The sequence below is a fragment of the Okibacterium fritillariae genome (assembly GCF_052783725.1).
Window position 1 is genome coordinate 2,292,068 of sequence record NZ_CP199917.1, and the last position, 18,965, is coordinate 2,311,032.

At 65.7% G+C, this 18,965-nt stretch carries 14 protein-coding genes; 8 read left to right on the forward strand and 6 right to left on the reverse strand.

The features are described from left to right. Window positions 1–70 precede the first annotated feature (70 nt). Complete coding sequence (locus tag ACUWEX_RS10580; RefSeq protein ID WP_159449527.1) at window positions 71–1,441, forward strand: O-antigen ligase family protein; 1,371 nt, start codon at window positions 71–73, stop codon at window positions 1,439–1,441. After that, window positions 1,438–2,748, forward strand: a complete 1,311-nt coding sequence (locus tag ACUWEX_RS10585) for an O-antigen ligase family protein (RefSeq protein ID WP_445996208.1) — start codon at window positions 1,438–1,440, stop codon at window positions 2,746–2,748. Before ACUWEX_RS10580 ends, ACUWEX_RS10585 begins: the two co-directional genes overlap by 4 nt. Before the next feature lie 14 nt (window positions 2,749–2,762). On the opposite strand, the gene ACUWEX_RS10590 is transcribed toward ACUWEX_RS10585, so the two are convergent. Beyond that, the gene (locus ACUWEX_RS10590; RefSeq protein WP_445996209.1) at window positions 2,763–3,737 is read right to left on the reverse strand and encodes a glycosyltransferase family 2 protein; all 975 of its coding nucleotides are present in this window, start codon (window positions 3,735–3,737) and stop codon (window positions 2,763–2,765) included. Between the two features lie 61 nt (window positions 3,738–3,798). Further along, entirely contained in the window at window positions 3,799–4,743 is a 945-nt protein-coding gene (locus ACUWEX_RS10595) for a glycosyltransferase (protein ID WP_234991167.1), read from the reverse strand. Window positions 4,744–4,999: 256 nt separating this feature from the next. On the opposite strand from ACUWEX_RS10595, the gene ACUWEX_RS10600 reads away from it, so the two are divergent. Beyond that, entirely contained in the window at window positions 5,000–5,515 is a 516-nt protein-coding gene (locus tag ACUWEX_RS10600) for a GtrA family protein (protein WP_445996210.1), read from the forward strand. Window positions 5,516–5,576: 61 nt separating this feature from the next. Here ACUWEX_RS10600 and ACUWEX_RS10605 read toward each other — a convergent pair whose 3' ends face one another. From ACUWEX_RS10605 to ACUWEX_RS10615, 3 genes are all read right to left on the reverse strand, one after another. Further along, window positions 5,577–7,619, reverse strand: coding sequence for a DUF7657 domain-containing protein (locus ACUWEX_RS10605; RefSeq protein WP_445996211.1), 2,043 nt, complete (start codon window positions 7,617–7,619; stop codon window positions 5,577–5,579). 103 nt (window positions 7,620–7,722) lie between these two features. Beyond that, window positions 7,723–9,774: a hypothetical protein gene (locus tag ACUWEX_RS10610; RefSeq protein ID WP_445996212.1), complete on the reverse strand. Its 2,052-nt coding sequence runs from the start codon at window positions 9,772–9,774 to the stop codon at window positions 7,723–7,725. A gap of 76 nt (window positions 9,775–9,850) precedes the next feature. Beyond that, window positions 9,851–12,337, reverse strand: a complete 2,487-nt coding sequence (locus tag ACUWEX_RS10615) for a glycosyltransferase (RefSeq protein WP_079728269.1) — start codon at window positions 12,335–12,337, stop codon at window positions 9,851–9,853. Window positions 12,338–12,555: 218 nt separating this feature from the next. Between ACUWEX_RS10615 and ACUWEX_RS10620 the strand changes: the two genes are divergently transcribed. The 5 genes from ACUWEX_RS10620 (at window position 12,556) to ACUWEX_RS10640 (ending at window position 17,962) form a co-directional block, all read left to right on the forward strand. Then, on the forward strand, window positions 12,556–13,740 hold the full coding sequence (locus ACUWEX_RS10620) for a glycosyltransferase family 2 protein (RefSeq protein WP_445996213.1): 1,185 nt from the start codon (window positions 12,556–12,558) through the stop codon (window positions 13,738–13,740). A gap of 112 nt (window positions 13,741–13,852) precedes the next feature. Beyond that, window positions 13,853–14,761 carry an ABC transporter permease gene (locus ACUWEX_RS10625; protein WP_079728268.1) on the forward strand — a complete coding sequence of 303 codons (909 nt, stop codon included), beginning with the start codon at window positions 13,853–13,855 and terminating at the stop codon, window positions 14,759–14,761. A gap of 9 nt (window positions 14,762–14,770) precedes the next feature. Then, window positions 14,771–16,021, forward strand: coding sequence for an ABC transporter ATP-binding protein (locus tag ACUWEX_RS10630; RefSeq protein ID WP_079728267.1), 1,251 nt, complete (start codon window positions 14,771–14,773; stop codon window positions 16,019–16,021). A gap of 3 nt (window positions 16,022–16,024) precedes the next feature. Beyond that, window positions 16,025–16,882 carry a glycosyltransferase family 2 protein gene (locus ACUWEX_RS10635; RefSeq protein ID WP_079728266.1) on the forward strand — a complete coding sequence of 286 codons (858 nt, stop codon included), beginning with the start codon at window positions 16,025–16,027 and terminating at the stop codon, window positions 16,880–16,882. Further along, on the forward strand, window positions 16,883–17,962 hold the full coding sequence (locus ACUWEX_RS10640; RefSeq protein WP_445996214.1) for a hypothetical protein: 1,080 nt from the start codon (window positions 16,883–16,885) through the stop codon (window positions 17,960–17,962). It begins immediately after the preceding gene. 138 nt (window positions 17,963–18,100) lie between these two features. On the opposite strand, the gene rfbA is transcribed toward ACUWEX_RS10640, so the two are convergent. After that, window positions 18,101–18,964 carry a glucose-1-phosphate thymidylyltransferase RfbA gene (gene rfbA / locus ACUWEX_RS10645; protein ID WP_079728264.1) on the reverse strand — a complete coding sequence of 288 codons (864 nt, stop codon included), beginning with the start codon at window positions 18,962–18,964 and terminating at the stop codon, window positions 18,101–18,103. Window position 18,965 lies beyond the last annotated feature (1 nt).

Sequence of the window (18,965 nt, forward strand, 5' to 3'; positions counted from 1 at the left end):
GGCGCCGGGGCGGTGGATTCCCATGCCCTCCCCCGTCTCCTCACGGCTTCGACGCGCTACCGTAGAACCCATGACCCGCACGCGTGTTCTCCCGCCAGCGTCGGAGAGCACCTGGCGACTCCAGGTTCGGGCCGCCGCCGCGACCGCGCTCTTCGTCGCCTTCGCCGGCGATGCGCTACGCAACGCCTTCACCATGTGGGGTTTCTCGATCATCGCGGTGGCCGTCACGGTGTGGCTCGTCGTCTTGTTCGTCATGCAACGCCCGCGCATCGATTCGACGCGCCTGCCCAAGTCGCTCATCGCCTATCTGCTGCTCGCCTTCGCGTCGCTCGCGTGGTCGGCCTATCCGGGGGCCAGCGCGTTCACGCTGCTGGGCGTCGTCGTGTGCACATTCGCCGGGCTGTTCGTGGCCACCATGCTGAGCTGGCCCGAGGTCTTGCGGGCGCTGGGCGCCGCGGTCAAGTGGGTGCTCGGGCTGTCGATCCTGTTCGAGTTGCTCGTGAGCGTGGTGCTGCGGCATCCGTTGCTGCCCGTCACGCTGATCGGCACCGAGGGCAAGCATCCGGCGCTGTCCTACTGGTCGCGCAACGAGCTGTTCACGGGCGACCGCATCCAGGGCATCGTGGGCAACGCCAACCTGTTGGGCGTCATCGCGCTCATCGGCATCATCGTTTTTGCGCTGCAGCTGGCCGGCAAGACCGCGCGCGGCTTCCGCGGCTGGTTCTGGCTGGGTCTCGCGGTGCTCGAGTTCCTGCTCACGCGGTCGAGCACCATGATCGTGGCCGCCGCCATCGCCGCGGTGGCCCTGGCCGCGGCCCTCGGGTTCCGGCACGCAGCATCGGCCGCCGCCCGGCGCGCCCTGAGCCTCGGCGTGGTCGTCGTGGGTGCCGGCCTCGTTCTCGGCGCCACGGTGTTCTCGCGCCCGCTGCTCGGCCTGCTCGGCAAGAGTTCCGACCTCACGGGCCGACTCGAGATCTGGGACACGGTGCAGTCGCTCGCGGCCCAGACCCCCGTGTTCGGCCTCGGTTTCTCGAGCCCGTGGGTGCCGTGGGTCAAACCGTTCGACTCCCTCGTGGTGCGGCACGGTGTCGTGCAGCTGCAGGCGCACAACGCCTGGCTCGACGTCTGGCTGCAGCTCGGCATCCTGGGTGTCATCGTCTTCGCGGCCGTCGTGTTCGCCACGCTGTGGCGCGTGTGGTTCCTGGCCGTCGACCGGCCCCGCTTCGACCTCCGCGACGACCGGCCCTACACGGCGCTCAGCCTGCTGCCGCTGCTCATCATCACGGTGCTCATCGTGCAGAGCTTCGCCGAGAGCCGCATCCTCATCGAATCGGGATGGGTGCTGCTCACGCTCTTCGCCCTCAAATCGAAGCAGCACCCCGTGATCGATTCGGATGCCGCAGCCGCCGACCCCGTGCGCTACGAGGTCGAACCGGCGTGAGTGATCGTCGCGGGCCGCGGGCCGTACGCGAGGTGCCCGAGGCTTTTCAGAGCCCGCACGCGGCGGCCGCGTTCAGCCTGATCACCTTCGGCCTGGCCTTCGCCACACCCGCCATCCGCTCGATCATCGGCTGGCCCGGGCTCATCGGTGCCCTCGTGGTCCTCGTGGCGCTCGGCATCGGCATCCTCATCGCCCGGCGCGACGCCATCGAATGGCACGGCCTGCTGCCCATCTCCATCCTCATCTTCATCGGATGGTGCGGCCTCTCGGCGTTCTGGACCGAGTACCAGTGGGTCACGGCGTCGAGCGTGCTCTATCAGGCGGCCTTCGCGTTCCTCGGCATCACCATCGTCCTGACGCGCGACCTGATCCAGATCGTGCGCTCGGTCGGCACGGTGCTGCGATTCCTGCTCGTCGTGTCCTTCGGAGTCGAGCTACTGTCGGGTCTCATCCTCGACGTGCCGTTCCGCTTCCTCGGCGTCGACGGTGCGCTCGCACTCGGCGGCCCCATCCAGGGCATCTTCGGCACGCGCAACATGCTGGGCTTCGTGGCCCTCATCGCCATCGTCACGTTCGTGATCGAGTGGCGCACGCGCTCCATCACCCGAGGCTTGTTCATCTTCTCGGCGATCCTCGGCGGGGCCGCCCTGCTCTTCAGCGGCTCGCCCGTCACCTGGCTGGTCGTCACGGTGCTGCTGTTCGCCACGTTGGCCCTCTACGGGCTGCGCAAGGCCAAACCCGATGTGCGGCTGCGCTTGCAGTGGGCGCTTCTCGGCCTGACGGTGGTGGGTGCCGTCGCCACCTATTTCGCGCGCGTGCGCGTCATCAACCTGCTGAACGTCGGCAGCGAGTTCGAATACCGCTACTCGCTCTGGATCCAGATGTGGCAGCTCATCCCCGTGCATCCCCTCGAGGGCTGGGGGTGGGCCGGATTCTGGCGCACCGGCATCCCGCCCTTCGCCAATATCGACTTCGCGCTCTCGCAGGGGCACTCCACGGGCCTCAACGCCTTCCTCGACGTCTACCTGCAGGTGGGGCTCGTGGGGCTGCTGGCCTTCGTCGCGCTCATCGGCTTGGCGTTCGTGCGCTCCTGGCTGTTGGCCTCCAACCGCCGCGTCGTCACCTACACGTGGCCGGCGCTCGTGCTCGTGGTCGTCATCGCCACGTCGGCCGCCGAGAGCTTCGCCCTGCTGGATGCCGGCTGGCTGTTGCTCGTGGTGTGTGCAGCGAACGCGTCCCAGGGTCAGAGCTGGCGCCGCCGCCTGCGCTCGAAGGACGCCCTCGTGCCGCAGCCGCCGCTGGAGTAGGGCCCAGGCAGCCGTCAGGCGGGCTGGAGGAGGTCGCGTAAGACCTCGGCGCGCCCTTGGCTCGTATAACGCTCGTAGTCGCCCGTCTTGGCCTCGCGCAGCACGGTCGGCAGCCGCAGCAGGCGGTTCTTGGGCAACGCCGCGCGCACGCGTTCGATGCGCAGCTTGCCCTCGGCCGCTTCGAGGTGTTCGTGCTCGGCCGGGAAATCGGCCTCGAGCATGCGTTCGACGAGGGCCTCGGTGCGGCGCACGAGCGCCCGGTTGCGGTCGCCGCGCGGTTCGAGCACGCGCGACACCTTCTGCGCGAAACCGGGTTTGCGCATGCCGATCTGGTTGGCGCCGTGCTGCCGGTAGTCGATGAGCGGTTCGTCGATCACGGCCAGGCGGCCGGTCAACGAGGCGATGATGGCGAGCCACTCGTCGTGCACCCAGTCGGCGGGGAACGGCATGGCGGCGTCGGCCAACCGACGCCGGAATGCCGCGGTCGCGCCCGTGGCCACGTTACGTCGCAGCAGCGTGTCGAACGCCGACGGACACTGCACGTCGCGGCGCTCGTCGGGCCGGAACTCGAGGGCTTCGAAGAGCGTGTAGCCGAGGTCTGCCCCGGCCGCATCGACCATCTGCGCGTCGCCGAACACGAAGTCGACATCATCCTGCTTGTCGAACACGCGCAGGCAGCGCTCGACGCGGTCGGCCTTCCAGATGTCGTCCTGGTCGCTCAACACGATGATCTCACCCGACGTGGCCCGGATGGCGCGCTCGAAGTTGCGCGTCACCCCGAGCGGTTCGAGCCCCGAGAGCACGCGCACGGGAAGGGGCGCTGTGCCAGCCATCCGCTCGACGATCGCGAGCGTGTCGTCGCGCGAACCGTCGTCGGACACCACGATCTCGTCGGGCAGCCGGCTCTGCGCCAGGATGCTCGACAACTGCTCGCCGATGAACCGTGCGCCGTTGTAGGTGCACAGCGCGACGGAAACGGTGAGGGTCACGAAGCGGTTCTCGTCAGGAGTCGGCGGGTCAACGAATCGGCGGCAACAGGAATCGGTGAACCTAGCGGGCCTTGTGGCCGACGGCCGGGAACTCGAGGTAGGTCAACCGCGCGTTCTCGTGCCGCGACTTGGTGATGCCGTCGAGCACGAAACCGAGGAACAGCACGAGTGCCGCGATGACGAACAGCGAGGATGCCGCCACCGCCGTAGGCAGCCGCGGCACGAGCCCCGTCTGGAAGAAGTCGATGACCACGGGAATCGCCACGATGATCGAGATGATGGCGAGCAGCGCGGCGATGAGGCCGTGGAAGAGCACGGGTCGCTCGTGACGCACGAGGCTCACGATGAGGTTCAAGATCTTGAAGCCGTCGCGGTAGGTGCTGAGCTTCGACTCGCTGCCCTCGGGCCGGTCTTTAAAGCCCACCTCGACCTCGGTTTGCGGCACCCGCAGGCTGACGCTGTGCACCGTGAGCTCGGTCTCGATCTCGAACTCGCGCGAAACGGCGGGGAACGACTTCACGAAGCGGCGGGAGAAGATGCGGTAGCCCGAGAGCATGTCGTTTACGCGCGCGCCGAAGACACCCGAGATCAGGTTGTTGAAGGCCTTGTTGCCCGTGGAATGGCCGGGGCGGTACGACGTGGAGGTCGTCTCTTTGCGCACGCCCAACACGTGGTCGTAGGGGCCCGCGAGCAGAGTCTCGATCATTCGGGGGGCAGCCGAAGCGTCGTACGTGTCGTCGCCGTCGATCATGAGGTAGATGTCGGCCTCGATGTCGGCGAAGGCGCGGCGCACCACGTTTCCCTTGCCCTTGATGTGCTCGTGCCGCACGATGGCGCCGGCCGCCAGGGCGACCTCGACCGTTCTGTCGGTGGAGCGGTTGTCATAGACATAGATGTCGGCCGTCGGCAGCGCGCGCTTCAGATCGGCGACGACCGTTCCCACGGCGACTTCTTCGTTGTGGCAGGGAACGATGCAGGCGATGGTGAGGCCGTCAAAGCTGGGCACGAAAGACTCCATAAAGATCACGGTAAAGATAAAGACGAGTGGGGCACAGGATGATTTGAGCCGTCCCCGAGCATAGCCGAGAGGCGCAGGAGGGTGACGGAGGCACGCTCCCAATGCCGCCATCGCGTGCCCCTCTATCGCCTGGTGGTCTCCCCATAGACCTGCACGGGGTGCACACGCCTGCGCCACGTAGAATCGTGCAGAGTCGGGCCCGGCCGGCATACCATCTCGCACCGGGGTTCAAGGAGACATCATCATGCCGAGAAGCCGAGCGCTGATCGAGATCGCCCGGGGAAGTTCGTTCCTGTTCATCGGCGGCATAGCTTTCCTCGTCGATGCCGGGCTCTATAACCTGTTGGTCTACTGGGGCGGGCACGGCCCTCTGCACGACCTTCCCCTGCTGGCCAAGATCATCTCGATCGCCACGGCATCTGCCGCGACCTATGTCGGCAACAAGCTACTCACCTACCGAGACCGCCCGACGCGCGTGTCCGTCAGGCAGATCGCGATCTTCATCACGATCAACCTCATCGCGGGCGGCCTCCAATTGGCCTGTCTCGGGTTCTCCCGATATGTGCTCCATCTCGATGATCCGGTCGCCGACAACATCTTCGGCACCTTCATCGGCCAGATTCTCGCCACGGCCTTCCGCTACGTGACGTATGGCCGTTTCGTTTTTCCCGCCGAGAGCGCAGGATCGACAGATGCACCGGCGAGTTCAGAGGACGCCGACGGGCGCGACGAGCCGCTGACGGGAACGGCCGGCGCGTAATCGGCCCGCTGACAGGTCCGGCCGTCACGTACCGGACCCACACCCGTCGCCGGACCGGTGTCTAACCGCCGTTCGTGACCCGGTAGATCGTGAACGAGGAGCTGCCTTCGGACACCGTTTCGACGGCCGTCACACACTCGGAATCGATGGGCGTCTCCGACAGGACGTATGACACATTCTTCTGAGCGAAATCGCTGCAGGCGTCGAAGCTCACGCGAATCTGATCCCGCACAGGGTTGGTGACGACGGGTTCACCGGCACCGAGCTCCCAATTGACGTTGGCCAGACGGTTCCACTCGTTCTCCGAACGCTTGTCGGGATCGATCATGGACCACATCTCGGTCGGCGGGTAGGTCTGCACACCGTTCAGCGCGCGTACGCCCGACTCGACAAGAACGGCCGTCGGCACGAAAGCGCCGATGCCGACCCAGGTCCCCGGGTCCTTCTCGTCGACCGCGCGGACGGCCTGGCCGACCTCGGTGTCATTGAGGTCGAAGACGCCGCGGTAGAGCGGGCTGATGCCCGATCCGACGAAGAGTGCCGCGATGAGGATGGCTGCCGCCCCGGCAAAGGCCCACCGCTTCAGGATGAAGAAGACCCCGAGCACGATCAGAACCGCGGTGATGCGCCAGTTCGTGGCGAGCGCGAGCGCGGCCGGGTTGCGCACGGTCAGAACGGCCGCGACGAGCGCGATCGACGACGCCGTCACCGCGACGGAGGACCATACGACCCCACCCGGCAGGGCGATGTCTCGGCGATCGAGGCGCTTGACGATCACGACGATCGAGGCGATGCCCAACATGACGAAGGCGAGGCGCATGCGCGCTTCCGTGGTCCGGTCGACGAGCAGGAGATGCGCGATCGGGTCCCAACCGGGAATCAAGAGGAAGGCGAAGACGAAGACCGTGCACCCGGCGATGCTGACGGCGATCCAGTTGACGTGACGCTTGCTGCGCCAGTCCGCCGCGATGAGCCAACAGAGCGGAATGAGGAAGAACAACGCGTAGAGGACGACGCTCGACGCTTCGGACTGGTTGGGCCCCAGGGTGATGCCCTGTGCACCCGAGGTGTCCCCCGCGAGCAGTTCGTTGAACGGCCCACCCAGCAGGCCGATGAGACGTTTGGCGTCGACGGTTCCCGTGGGCTCCAGTCGCTGACCGGGGTACACGGTCGCGAACAGGGCGCGGATGGTCGACCACCGCGTGAGGATCCACACCACGAGCACAACGCCGGCGCCGACGGCCGCGAGGATGAGGGGCAGCACTCGCCGGAAAGACCCGCGGAAACCGAGGCTTTGTCGTTTCGCTTCGGCGATCCAGGCACCGACGAAGAAGAACAGGACGACGAGGGCCGCCGGCACGATGAACGGCGCGTAGATCGACATGGCGGTGGTCACGGCCAGATAGCCCGTCACAGCGGCCCACGCGATACGCACACCGAGGCGGGGGCTCCGGAGACACCAGACGGTTGCCGCCATGGCGATGAAAGCGAGGGCTGCGGGCCACAGCGTGGTGGGCATGTACCACCACTGGAAGATCGGCGTGTAGTAGACCGCGATCGCGAGGAGGGCCGCGGTGAGAGGCCGCTTGGGCAGCATCGTGACGATGAAGAGATACGCGCCGACGACGACCGAGAAGCCAGGCAACCACCAGCGGATGGCCATGCCCTGGTCGAGGGGAAGAGCCAGGAAACCCAGCAGGTGCGGCCGGAAGAGCGTCGACCAGTCCCACGCGGGCAGGTCGTTCTGCACGGTGGCGTCCATGCCACCCGGGAACGTCTGATTCAGGGCGGGAAAACCCTGCTGCACTTGAGAGACGACCCAGCTCGACTGCACGAGCCACTCGTCACTGCGGATGGGACGGGGTACACCGTTGAGCAGGTCGGGGTCGGCCCCGCCCGAGCCGAAGACGGACCAGTACACCCCCGTCGAGGAGCCGGAAACGCCCAGGGCGACGAGCACCACGAAGAGCAGGGCGATCACTCCGGGGAAGACCCACAGAACGCGAGCGTTCGGCAGGCCGAATTCAGTGGGTTCGACCCACTTCTCGAAGCGGATGTGCGCGTCGACGTAGAGCTTGCGCGCGCCGGGCAGTGGTGTTCTCACGGGTAGTCCTCAGAGCATCTCGATCGGTAAGGCACGCCGATCCGATGGCTCCGGTGACGCCCCGTAGGAGCCTACCGGGCCGCACCTCACCGAACGCGGAACGCTACCGGACTGTCACGTCTGTGCAGTACATCAGCGTGTCCGAACCGGATCCGGTGTTGATACCGAAGGCGCACACACTGTACGAGCCGGCCTTGTCGACGGTGACCGTCTTTGCGAACCCGTGATTTCCGCCATACATCGGGTAGATGCGTGCGATATCCGGCCGCACCGCATTGGCCGGGAAGGAGTAACCCTTGCCGTTGACGTACAGGTGCACATCGGCCGCGGCCTGGGTATCGGGGTCGATGACCCAACCCTGCGCCGTGATGTCCTTGCCCGACACGCTAACCGAGTCCACAACACCGAACGGAGACCCGCCCGGCACCGTGACGTCGGAGCAGTTCATCAAGGTGTTCCCGCCCGGGCCGACTTTATTGATACCGAAGACGCACACTGAATGGGCACCCGGTTTCAGGTCGAAGGACTTCGAGAAACCGTGCGCGGATCCGTATCCGGGGTAGACGCGCGCGATGTCCGGCCGGTTCGCGGAGGCGGTCAGCGACTGCCCCTTTCCGTCGACGTAGATGTGCACGTCATTCGAAGCGGCCGTGTCCGGGTCGAGGGTCCAGCCGGTGACCGTCACGCTGCCCGGCTTGACCGCCACACTGTCAACCACGCCAATCGGGGCGCCAGATCGCACCGTGACGGACTCGCAGGTCAGCAGCTTGTTTGACCCCTTACCGATGTTGATCGCGAAGACACACACGTCGTGCGTTCCGTCACTCGCGGCGATATCGAGGTTGAACCCGTGGTTCGGCCCAGCGGCCGGGTACACGCGGCCGACATCGGCGCGGGGGCTGTTTGCGACATACGGCGTTCCACGTCCATCGACGTAGACATGCACTTCGAGCTGTTTCTGCGGCTGTTCGGGATCGAAAGCCCATCCTTCGATGTGCACTTTTCCGATGCCCGAAACGACGTCGAGCGCCGTTGTCGGCGACGCTGAGGGCACATCGACGGTCGAGCACTTCAGGGGCGTGATCTGCGAGGCGCTGACGGCAAGCACACAGACCTCGTGCTTACCGCCGCCCGCGACAGTGAACTCACCCTCATACCCGCGCTGGGCGCCCCAGTCCGGGTAGACCCGCGCCACATCCGGCCGGCTCTTGTCGGTGTTGAGCATTCCAGCATCCTTGCCGTCGATCTTGACGAGCGCGGCGAGGTTGGCCTTGGAGTCCGGGTCGAGAGCCCAGCCCCGCACCTGAACGGTGTCGAAGCTGGCTGTGATGTTGTCGACGGAACCCACGAGCGGCTTCTGGTAGCTGGTGCTGCCGAACCAGTCGGTGAAGTACGCGAAGAAGTTTCGGTTACCGTACGACGAGCAGCTGTCGCCGACGGCGTACATGTTGCGCAGGGCAGCAGCGTTGGGCTGGTAGGGCGTGTAGTTGTAGAGGTTGGCTGTCGCCTGGTTCTTGATGTTGACGACCGTCGAGCCGCACGCGGCGTTCGGATGCCACTGCACCGACACGTTGCCGATCTTGTACCGCCAGTAGTTGGGGCTCACCGTGTACTGGCGGAACTGCCAGGCGGCCTTGTACATCTGGTTGAAGAAGCCGAAGAACTGCGTGTCGCACGCCGCCGTGTCGGGGCAGGCGTAGCCCATCGACACCTTGTAGTCGGCCGAGATCGGAGCCGTGTTGGTCACGAGACCGCGCTCCTTCTGGAGCGTGACCAGCAGGACCTGCGGGTTGATGCGGCACGCCTGGGCGACCTTCCAGATCACACGAGACGCGCGCTCATTGGCCTCGCCCGTGTAGGCACCACAGTGGTTCGCACCCTGCGGGGCCTTATCGGAACTCGTGACCCGATAGTCCTTGAGGCACGGCTGGCCGTTCTTGGCGGTGCAGCCCGCCTCCTTGGATTCGAGGAAGGACTGGACCTGCGCTTCGGTCATGGCGTTGTTGTTGAAGAACGCCTCGTCCGAGATGATCATGTCCGCGCGGAAGTCGGCGCCGTTTGCCGCCTGGGCCGGAGCCGCGGGCGCCGTCAACACGATCGAGCCGATGAGGGCGAGCACCGCGACAATCGAGGATGCGATTTTGGGGAGAGACAACGCGAGCGCCCTTCGACATGACAGCAAACAAAGCGAGCGCTATGGGCACTCTCACGTCGAAGTATAACTTGAAGCTTTAGCGGCGTCGAAGTTTCGCGTTGATCTTGGACACCAGCACCTTCGGCCCACCGTTGTTGAGGTAGAACCAGGCGAGCTGCGCGTTGCGCTTGGCACCATAGGGCGCGAAGGTCTGGCGCTGCTGGCGCACCCCCGTGGAGGCCACCGACACCATGCCCGAGGCGATGAGGTCGTCGGCGTGACGCGCGTCCTTCACGAACGAGGTGAGGGGCTCGAGAACCTTCTCCCAGGTGTAGCTTTCGCGCACTCGACGAACGTTCTCGATCGACTCCTGACGGAAGTCCTCGTCGAACAGGACACGCTCAAGCGCCGCCGCCAGAGCGTCGACGTCCTCGGACGGCACCGCGACGCCCAATCCCTCTGCGCGCACCAGATCGGCGAAGTGGTCACCCTCGGTGACGACCATGGGAAGCTCCGCCCACAGGTAGTCGAGAATGCGCGTGCGGAAGGAGAACGTGGTCTCGACGTGCGAGTAGTGCGTGGAGACTCCCGCGTCGGCCTCGGTGAGATAGTTCTGGCGGCTCGTGTAGTCGACCCAGGAGTCGTTGAAGAAGACGGCGGTGTTCAGCACGTCGAGTTCGGCGGCGAGCGCGCGGCATTCGGCCACGATCGACATCTCGGGGACGCCGGGGTGCGGGTGCTTCGTGCCCTGGAAGAAGAGCTTGACCGACTTCTCGGTCTGGGCGAGCTGCGCGACCGCCCGGATGAGGGTCTTGGGATCGAACCAGTTGTACAGACCACCCGACCACAGCAGGACCTTGTCGTTCTTACCGATGCCCGGGATGACGCCCTTCATGACGTCTTCCTGGTGCGACGGCGGCGTCGACGAGAGGCCGAACGGAACGACGCTGATCAGGTCGGTCAGATCGGGGTCATCCTGGTAGTTGAGCGTGTTGACCCGACCCAAAGCGGCCAGCTGGCCGAGGTAGAAGTGGCGCTGACGCTCGGAGGCGCAGAGGAAGAAGTCGCCGCGTTCGAGCTGCTGGTTGAGCACATCGGTGGCGTTCGTGACCTGGAGGTCCCACTGCGCCGCACCCAGCTCGCGCGACTGCTCGAGCTGTTCGAGGTGCATGGGGTCGTAGACGTCGGCGACGATGATCTTCGAGCTGTCGCGCAGCGTCTTGAAGAGCGCGAGCGCGAGCCCCTGGAAGATGATGACGTCGGCCCACTCCTCGTGCTTCGACATCTCCCGCTCGCTGCCCGGAGAGACGTGGGCGATCTCGAACGGAGCGTCGACCGGGGTGACCCCGGACAGCGTCACGAGCCGCACCGCGTTGTCGACCGCCAGGGCCTCGCCCATGTGGAAGGCACGGATGGCCGGGCCGGCCATCTTGGGCCCGATCGGGTCGCCCGTGATGATGAGCACGTGCGTGGAATCAGGAGCGTCGAGCACGGGGAAGGTCTCGATGATGTTGCTGTAGCCACGCATGAAGTGCTCACCGCCGAACGACGGGGCGTTGGTCTCGCCGAAGAGGCGCCAGATGGCCTGATCGGAGACCTGACGCGTGGCCTGGATCTGGGCGCGCGAGCCACGGAAGTCGGCGAGGTGCTCGACGAACTGGTCGACCCCGTAGAGGGTGGATACGGCGGCGCGAGAGAACTCGATGTTCTGGTCGCGGTCGCCTCCGGGCTTGCGCAGATCGAACTCGGTGGAATCGCGTTCGCTGCGCGCGACGGCTCGGCGCGTGGCCAAGAGCAGCGCGGGCGCCAAGTTGTTGCGCAGAGCCTCGTCGCCCATGTTTTTGTACATCGTGTAGAGCGCGTTGCGCTCGAGCAGGTAGGTCTCTTTATAGGCGCCGAAGTTCTCCATCGACGCGTGGTGCTTGTGGTAGGCCAGCGACTTCGGCTCGTAGGCGAAGTGATAACCGAGGAGGTTGAGGCGCCATCCGAGGTCGACGTCCTCGAAGAACATGAAGTAACGCTCGTCGAAGCCGCCGAGCTGGTCGTATACATCGCGCCGCACGAACATGGCCGAGCCGGTGCCGAAGAGGACGTTCTCGGGAGCGTCGTTGTCGTTCTTCGGTGCGGGCTGCGCCGTGAGCGGCTTGTAGCCCATGCCGAACCAGGTCAGGCCCGCGTCGATGAAGTCGACGAGCTTGCCGTCCCAGTCGAGCACCTTGCTGGCAACGCCGCCGATGGAGGGCGACTTCTCGAAACGCTCGACCGCCGCGCGGATCCAGTTCTTGTCGGGCTTGGCGTCGTTGTTGAGGAACGCCAGGTATTCGCCCGAGCTCTCGCGCACACCGAGGTTGCAGCCACCCGCGAAGCCGAGGTTTTCGGACGACTCGATCAGGCGCACCTGAGGCGCACCCTTCTTGAGGATCTCGAGGCTGTCGTCGCCCGAGGCGTTTTCGACCACGATGATCTCGAGTCGGTCGGCGGGCCAGTCGAGCAGCTCGAGCTGACGGATGGCCTCGAGGGTGTCTGCTGATCCCCGGAAGTTCACCAGGATCACCGATACAACGCCCGGTTTCGTCTCTACCATTCCGTGTTTTCTCCCGTACTCATCGCGTGTCTGCCCGCGGCCGGTTCGCGCCCGGCCTCGCGAGGATCGAGTGTGCCGCCCCTGGCTGTGAAGTTCTCCCACCAGGCAGCGCGGCGGTTCGACCTCGCGCGGGTATTAGCCAATACTAGAGGCTCGTGGATGGCCACGGGTCGAGCCCCCCGTCCGCCCCGAGTCGTCTGAGTAAAGGAACCGAACGAATGAAACTCGTCATGACACTGATGGTCCGCGACGAGGCGGACATCGTCGAGGCCATGGTCGATCATCACCTCGCTCAGGGCGTGGACCTGCTGATCGTCACCGACAACGGGTCGATCGATGGCACCACTGACATCCTGCAGCGTTATGCCGATGCCGGCGTCATCGATCTGCGTCACAATCCGCACCACAACAAACGCCAGGGCGAGGCCGTCACGCGGATGGCCAGGGATGCGGCGACCCTGCACGGCGCCGACTGGGTCATCAACGCCGACACCGATGAGTTCTGGGTGCCGGTCGACCGCTCGCTGACGCTGAAGCAGGCGTTCGAGAACATCCCGACCGACCTCGGCTCGTTCGTCGTGCCGGTCATCGATATGACCGGCGCCCCCGCCGCGTCGGGTACCGGTTTCGAGCGGCTGATCTACCGCGACCAGCGCAGCGTCGACCATCTGCTCACGATCGGGCTGCACGCTCACGCAACCCCCGACTCGGTACACGTGGGCGACCCGAACGTCGAGGTGTCTCAGGGCAACCACTTCGTCAACATCGAGAGCCAGGGCGAGCCCGACCCCGCGTTCGCCATCGAGGTGCTGCATTTTCCCTGGCGATCCTTCGACCAGTTCTATCGCAAGGTGGACAACTCCGGCCGGGCCTATGCCGAGAGCGGTCTGGTGCCGAGCCCGAATCACCACGGCATGCGGGACTACCGTCGCCTGCAAGACGGGACGCTCGTCTCCTTCTATATCGCGCGCCACCCGAGCGCCGAGCAGATCGAGCAGGGTTTGGCCGACGGCACGCTCACGGTGGACCGCACGATCGCCGACCTGGGTTTGCCCGCCATCCCGGATGTCGCGCTTCCCGAGGGTGCCATCGAGGTCGGTCGTGCGGCCGCCGTCAGCCTCGTGCAGAAGCTCGACCACATCGCCTCCCTCGAGACGGAGTTGCGCGAGACCCGGGCTGCAGCCGAGGCAGACAAGGCCCGCCTCGAAAGCGACCTGGACACGCTCTTGCACACGGGCGCCCACAAGATGAACGCACTCGAAGACGAGTTGCGGGAGCGCGACGAGCACATTCGCGCCCTGGAGAACCAGTACCACGAGCTGCACGGGCGCCGGGTCGTCCGGGCCGCCGACTGGGTGGGACAGGCAGCCCGGAACGTGCGCGGCACTATCCGTCGACGCTGAACGAGTGCTGCGAGGCGTACCCCGCCGCCGCAGACGGGTGGGGTACGCTACCTGAGTTGTACTGTGCTCCCGTCGGCTTTCTTGCCCGTGGAGCGGAACGGATCACATAGGTATGAAAGCTCAGGAACGTTTCGACGCGCTCAGTAAGCAGCCCCTCGTCGCCATCGGCTCGTCCGAAGGCAAGGTCGTCTCGACCTGGGCATCGCTGCGCGGCGTGCTGCAGCACCGGCAGATGCTCTCTCTGCTCGTGCGACGGGACATCAAATCCCGCTACAAGGATTCGAGCCTCGGCTTCATCTGGGCGCTCGTGCGCCCCCTTACGCAGCTCGCGATCTACTACATCGTCCTCGGCAAAATCCTCGGCGCCGAGCGCGGCATCCCCGAGTTCGCCATCTACGTCTACACGGGTCTGACCGCCTACGGCCTCTTCAGCGAAATCGTCGCGGGAGGAACGTCGTCGATCGTCACGAACGCCGGCCTGATCAAGAAGATCTACCTGCCGCGAGAGGTGTTCCCCCTCGCATCCGTCGGCTCGGCGCTCTTCAACTTCATGATCCAGCTCGTGATCCTGATCGTGGCCTGCTTCGTGTTCGGCAGCCCGCCCTTCTCGAAAGAGGCGATCTACTTCCTGCCCGCGCTGGCGATCCTGCTGATCTGGGCTACCGCGTTCGCCATTCTCTTGTCGGCGGTCAACGTCTATCTGCGTGACGTGCAGTACCTCGTCGAGGTCGTCGTCATGCTGCTCATGTGGGCCTCCCCCATCGTCTACTCCTGGAAGATGGTCACCGAGACGCCCGGCATCTCGCAGCTCGCGGTGCAGATCTACACCAACAACCCGATCACCCTGGCGATTCTCGGCTTCCAGCGCACGTTCTGGATCTCGGGTCACGACATCGCCGGCTCGGCCCCCGGCGGCCTCATGCTGAAGATGGTCATCGCTATCCTCGTCGGGCTCGTCTTCCTCTTCATCTCGCAGCGCGTCTTCGCCAAGCTGCAGGGCAACTTCGCACAGGAACTGTAGGTCGAATCCATGAGCACCGACATCAGCGAATCCACTCCCGTCGACACGCGACCGAACATCGTCGAGATCGACAACGTCGCCAAGCGCTTCACCATTCGCAAAGACAACTCGCTCAAAGAGCGCATCGTCACGCTCGGGCGCGCGGGCAAGCGTCACAAAGAAGACTTCTGGGCCCTCAACGGGGTCAGCATCGATATCAAGGCGGGCACCACGGTCGGCCTGATCGGCCACAACGGGTCGGGCAAGAGCACGCTGCTCAAGGTCATCGGCGGGATCATCGACCCCACCAAGGGATCGGTGAAACGCCGCGGGCGCATCGCGGCCCTGCTCGAGCTCGGAGCGGGTTTCCACCCCGACCTGACGGGGCGCGAGAACGTCTTCCTCAATGCATCCATTCTGGGTCTCAGTCGCGAGGAGACCGAGGAGAAGTTCGACTCGATTCTCGCGTTCTCGGGCATCGGCGACTTCATCGACACCCAGGTTAAGTTCTATTCGTCGGGCATGTACGTGCGGCTCGCATTCTCGGTCGCCGTGCACACCGACCCCGACCTCTTGCTCGTCGACGAGGTTCTCGCCGTGGGCGATGAGGCCTTCCAGCGCAAATGCCTCGACAAGATCCGTTCGTTCCAGCAGGAGGGGCGCACGATCATCCTCGTCACCCACTCGCTCGGCCAGGTCGTCGAACTCTGCGACCGTGCAATCCTGCTGAACCAGGGCCAGGTCGTGCTCGACGGCAATCCCCGCGAGGCCGTCGCCGACTTCCGCGACATCCTCGAGGGACGCCGTCTGCGCGAGAAGGAGCAGGAGCAGGAGACCGCCAAGGAGAAGCACGAAGAGGTCGCGCCCATCGATGAGGGCACCGTCGTGGGCGTCACGGCGTTTGCCGCGGGTCACGCGGTCGGAGATCCGGTCGCACCGGGGGCCGATCTCAAGATCCGCGTCGAGCTCGAGCATCCCACCGGGCTCACCGATTGGGTCTGCGCCATCCAGATCGACAACGAATTGGGCCAGGTCGCCTACGGCACGACATCCAAGCGCCTGGGCATCGAGCTCCAGCCGCTGCGAGGGCGTCGCACCGTCGAGCTGACGCTTCACGATGTCAACCTCGGCACGGGTAAGTACTTCATCAACGCTTCCCTGATGGACATGAGTGGCCGTCACCTGCACGACCTTCCGCAGGCGACCTCCTTCAACACGCCGGACTACCCCTTGGCCGTCGGGATCGTGCATGCACGCCCCGAGATGGCCGAGCTGTCCTGACCCGTGGGCACCCGGAAGATCGCCGTCGTCACGGTCACCTACAACTCGGGTGACCAGATCGGCCCGTTCCTCCATTCCTTGCACGAGGGCGGGACGACCGCCGAGGCAGCGGTCGTCGTCGACAACGCCTCCCCGCGCCACGACGACACGCGCGCGCAGGCCGAGGAGGCGGGGGCGCGTTTTCTCCTGCTCGATGACAACCACGGCTACGGCGGCGGGATCAACGCGGGCGTCGCCTCGCTCGAACCCGACATCGAGTATGTGCTGATCAGCAACCCGGATGTCATCGTGTCTCCGGGCAGCGTGGCCACGCTCGCCGCGGCGCTCGACGCCGACCCGCGCGTCGGAGCGGTCGGTCCGCGCATCCTGACCGAGGAGGGCGACGTCTACCCGTCCGCCCGGGCACAGCCGTCGCTCGTCACGGGCGCCGGCCACGCCCTCTTCTCGCGCATTTGGCGCAACAACCCGTGGACGCAGCGCTACCACAACGACGTCGCCGGCCCGACGCTCGCGTCGTCGGTCGGATGGCTCTCCGGCGCGTGCCTGCTGCTGCGCCGCTCGGCATTCGACGGAATCGGCGGTTTCGACGAGAGCTACTTCATGTACTTCGAGGACGTCGACCTCGGCCGCCGGTTGCGCGAAGCCGGCTGGGACATCCGCTACGTTCCCGAGGCGAGCGTCGTGCACATGGGCGCCCGTTCGACCTCTCAGGAGTCCGGGAAAATGCTCGCCGCTCACCACTCCAGCGCCTACCTCTTCCTCTCGCGGCGCTACCCGCACTGGTATCAAGCACCCCTGCGCATCGCCATCCGCTTCGGTCTCTGGGCGCGGCTGCGCTGGAGCCTCAGGAAGGGCGCCTGAGTGGCGCTCCGCAATGCCGTCGGCCGCACCGCGCAACGGCTCGGCCTGGGACCGGTGGCCCGCGCGGCACTGAAGGGTGCTCGAGCAACGAGCTCCGGCGCGCAGACCGCCGTTCGCGTCGCGCACGACCGCGCTCGTGCTCTCGACGAGAAACGCCGCTGGTGGGGGTATCGACGCGACGTGAAGTTCGGCGTGCGCCTCGAAGTCGTGTCCGGGCGCCCCCGCGTGGACGCCTTGCCCGTGGTCATGTGCCTGTGGCACCGTCCCTCCCGGATGAGCGAAATCCTCGACACGCTCGAGGCGCAGAACGTCGGCCGCCCCATCCGCCTCGTGTTGTGGAACAACGCCCCCGAGAACGATGACCTTTATCAGGATGTCTTCGCCCACCGCATCTTCCGCAACATCTCGAGCATCGAGCTGCACTCCAGCGGCATCAACATGGGCGGCATCGGGCGGTTCCTCGCCATGCGGGAGCTCACCCGCACGGGATACGACGGTCCTTTCGTCATGTTCGACGACGACGAAGTGGTCAGCCCGTACTTCCTGCGCGACCTGCTGGCGGCCTATCGACCCGGTTCGATCACCGGGTGGTGGGCGTACCGCTACGACGGCACCTATTACGCGCGCCGCACCCTGCATCACGGCGAAGAGGCCAATTACATCGGCACGGGCGGCGCGGCGTGTGACTCCCGGCTCGTGCGTTCCCGGGCGTTCTTCGACGCCCTCCCCGAGCGATACCTCTTCCTCGAAGACATGTGGATGTCTGCCTTCGCGCGCTGGAACGGGTGGAGGCTCTCGAAGGTCGACACCCCGGGCGATTTTGCCCTGCGCGAGGCCGACCAGCACCACGGCATCTTCGATCTGAAGACCGACTTCTCGCTGTACCTCAACGACGCCGTGCCGGTGCGTGACGATATCGTGAATCACCGCGTGCACGCGCGAACGGCCTGGACCCCGATCGAATCGGATGCGCAGCTCGACCAGGAGCGCAGCTCGATCGTCGCCCGCTATCGCGACGATTACCCGAAGCCGCTCCATGAGGCACCCGGCACGGTCGTCGGTCCCGACGACGCCAGCTGACATTCGGAGCGACCGGAGATCCGACGCCAGCCGATGTTCGATATCGGCTGGCATGGGGCGGCCCTGCCGCGGCGCACGAAAATGGCGGGGCCCCGAAGGACCCCGCCATCCGTCTCTGCGAGATGGATCGAGCGCTGATCAGGCGCCGAGCAGACCCTGCAGGTAGGTGCCGTAGCCGCTCTTGACGAGGGGCGCCGCGAGCTTGGCGAGCTGGTCGTCGTCGATCCAGCCGGCGCGCCAGGCGACCTCCTCGATGCAGCCGACCTTGAAGCCCTGACGGTCTTCGATCACGCGCACGTATTCGGAGGCCTGCATCATCGACTCGAATGTGCCCGTGTCGAGCCAGGCGGTGCCGCGGTCGAGGACCTGCACGCTGAGGTTGCCGGCGTCGAGATAGCGCTCGTTGACGGTGGAGATCTCGAGCTCGCCGCGCGCGGACGGCTCGATGGTCTTCGCGATCTCGACGACGTTGTTGTCGTAGAAGTAGAGGCCCGGAACCGCGTAGTTGCTCTTCGGCTCGGTGGGCTTCTCTTCGATCGAGACGGCCGTGAAGTTCTCGTCGAACTCGACGACTCCGTAGGCCTTCGGGTTCGCCACGTGGTAGGCGAAGATGGTGGCGCCCTCGATTTCGCTGTGCGTGCGCAGCGACGAGCCGAGACCCGTTCCGTGGAAGATGTTGTCGCCGAGCACGAGCGCGACGCTCTCGTCGCCGATGAACTCTTCGCCGATGATGAACGCCTGGGCGAGGCCGTCGGGCGAGGGCTGCACGGCGTATTCGATGCGCATGCCGAGCTCGGAGCCATCCCCCAGCAACGCCTTGAACTGCTCGTTGTATTCGGGCGTCGTGATGATCAGAACCTCACGGATGTCGGCCATCATGAGCGTCGACAGGGGGTAGTAGATCATGGGCTTGTCGTAGATGGGCATGAGCTGCTTCGAGATGCCCTTGGTGATCGGCCACAGCCGCGTGCCGGACCCGCCGGCGAGGATGATTCCGCGCATA

Bases quoted from the DNA above. Each gene is read 5' to 3' on its own strand.
- ACUWEX_RS10580 (WP_159449527.1), top strand. From the start codon at position 71: ATGACCCGCACGCGTGTTCTCCCGCCAGCGTCGGAGAGCACCTGGCGA.
- ACUWEX_RS10630 (WP_079728267.1), top strand. From the start codon at position 14,771: ATGAGCACCGACATCAGCGAATCCACTCCCGTCGACACGCGACCGAAC.
- ACUWEX_RS10615 (WP_079728269.1), bottom strand. From the start codon at position 12,337: ATGGTAGAGACGAAACCGGGCGTTGTATCGGTGATCCTGGTGAACTTC.
- ACUWEX_RS10620 (WP_445996213.1), top strand. From the start codon at position 12,556: ATGAAACTCGTCATGACACTGATGGTCCGCGACGAGGCGGACATCGTC.
- rfbA (WP_079728264.1), bottom strand. From the start codon at position 18,964: ATGCGCGGAATCATCCTCGCCGGCGGGTCCGGCACGCGGCTGTGGCCG.
- ACUWEX_RS10625 (WP_079728268.1), top strand. From the start codon at position 13,853: ATGAAAGCTCAGGAACGTTTCGACGCGCTCAGTAAGCAGCCCCTCGTC.
- ACUWEX_RS10600 (WP_445996210.1), top strand. From the start codon at position 5,000: ATGCCGAGAAGCCGAGCGCTGATCGAGATCGCCCGGGGAAGTTCGTTC.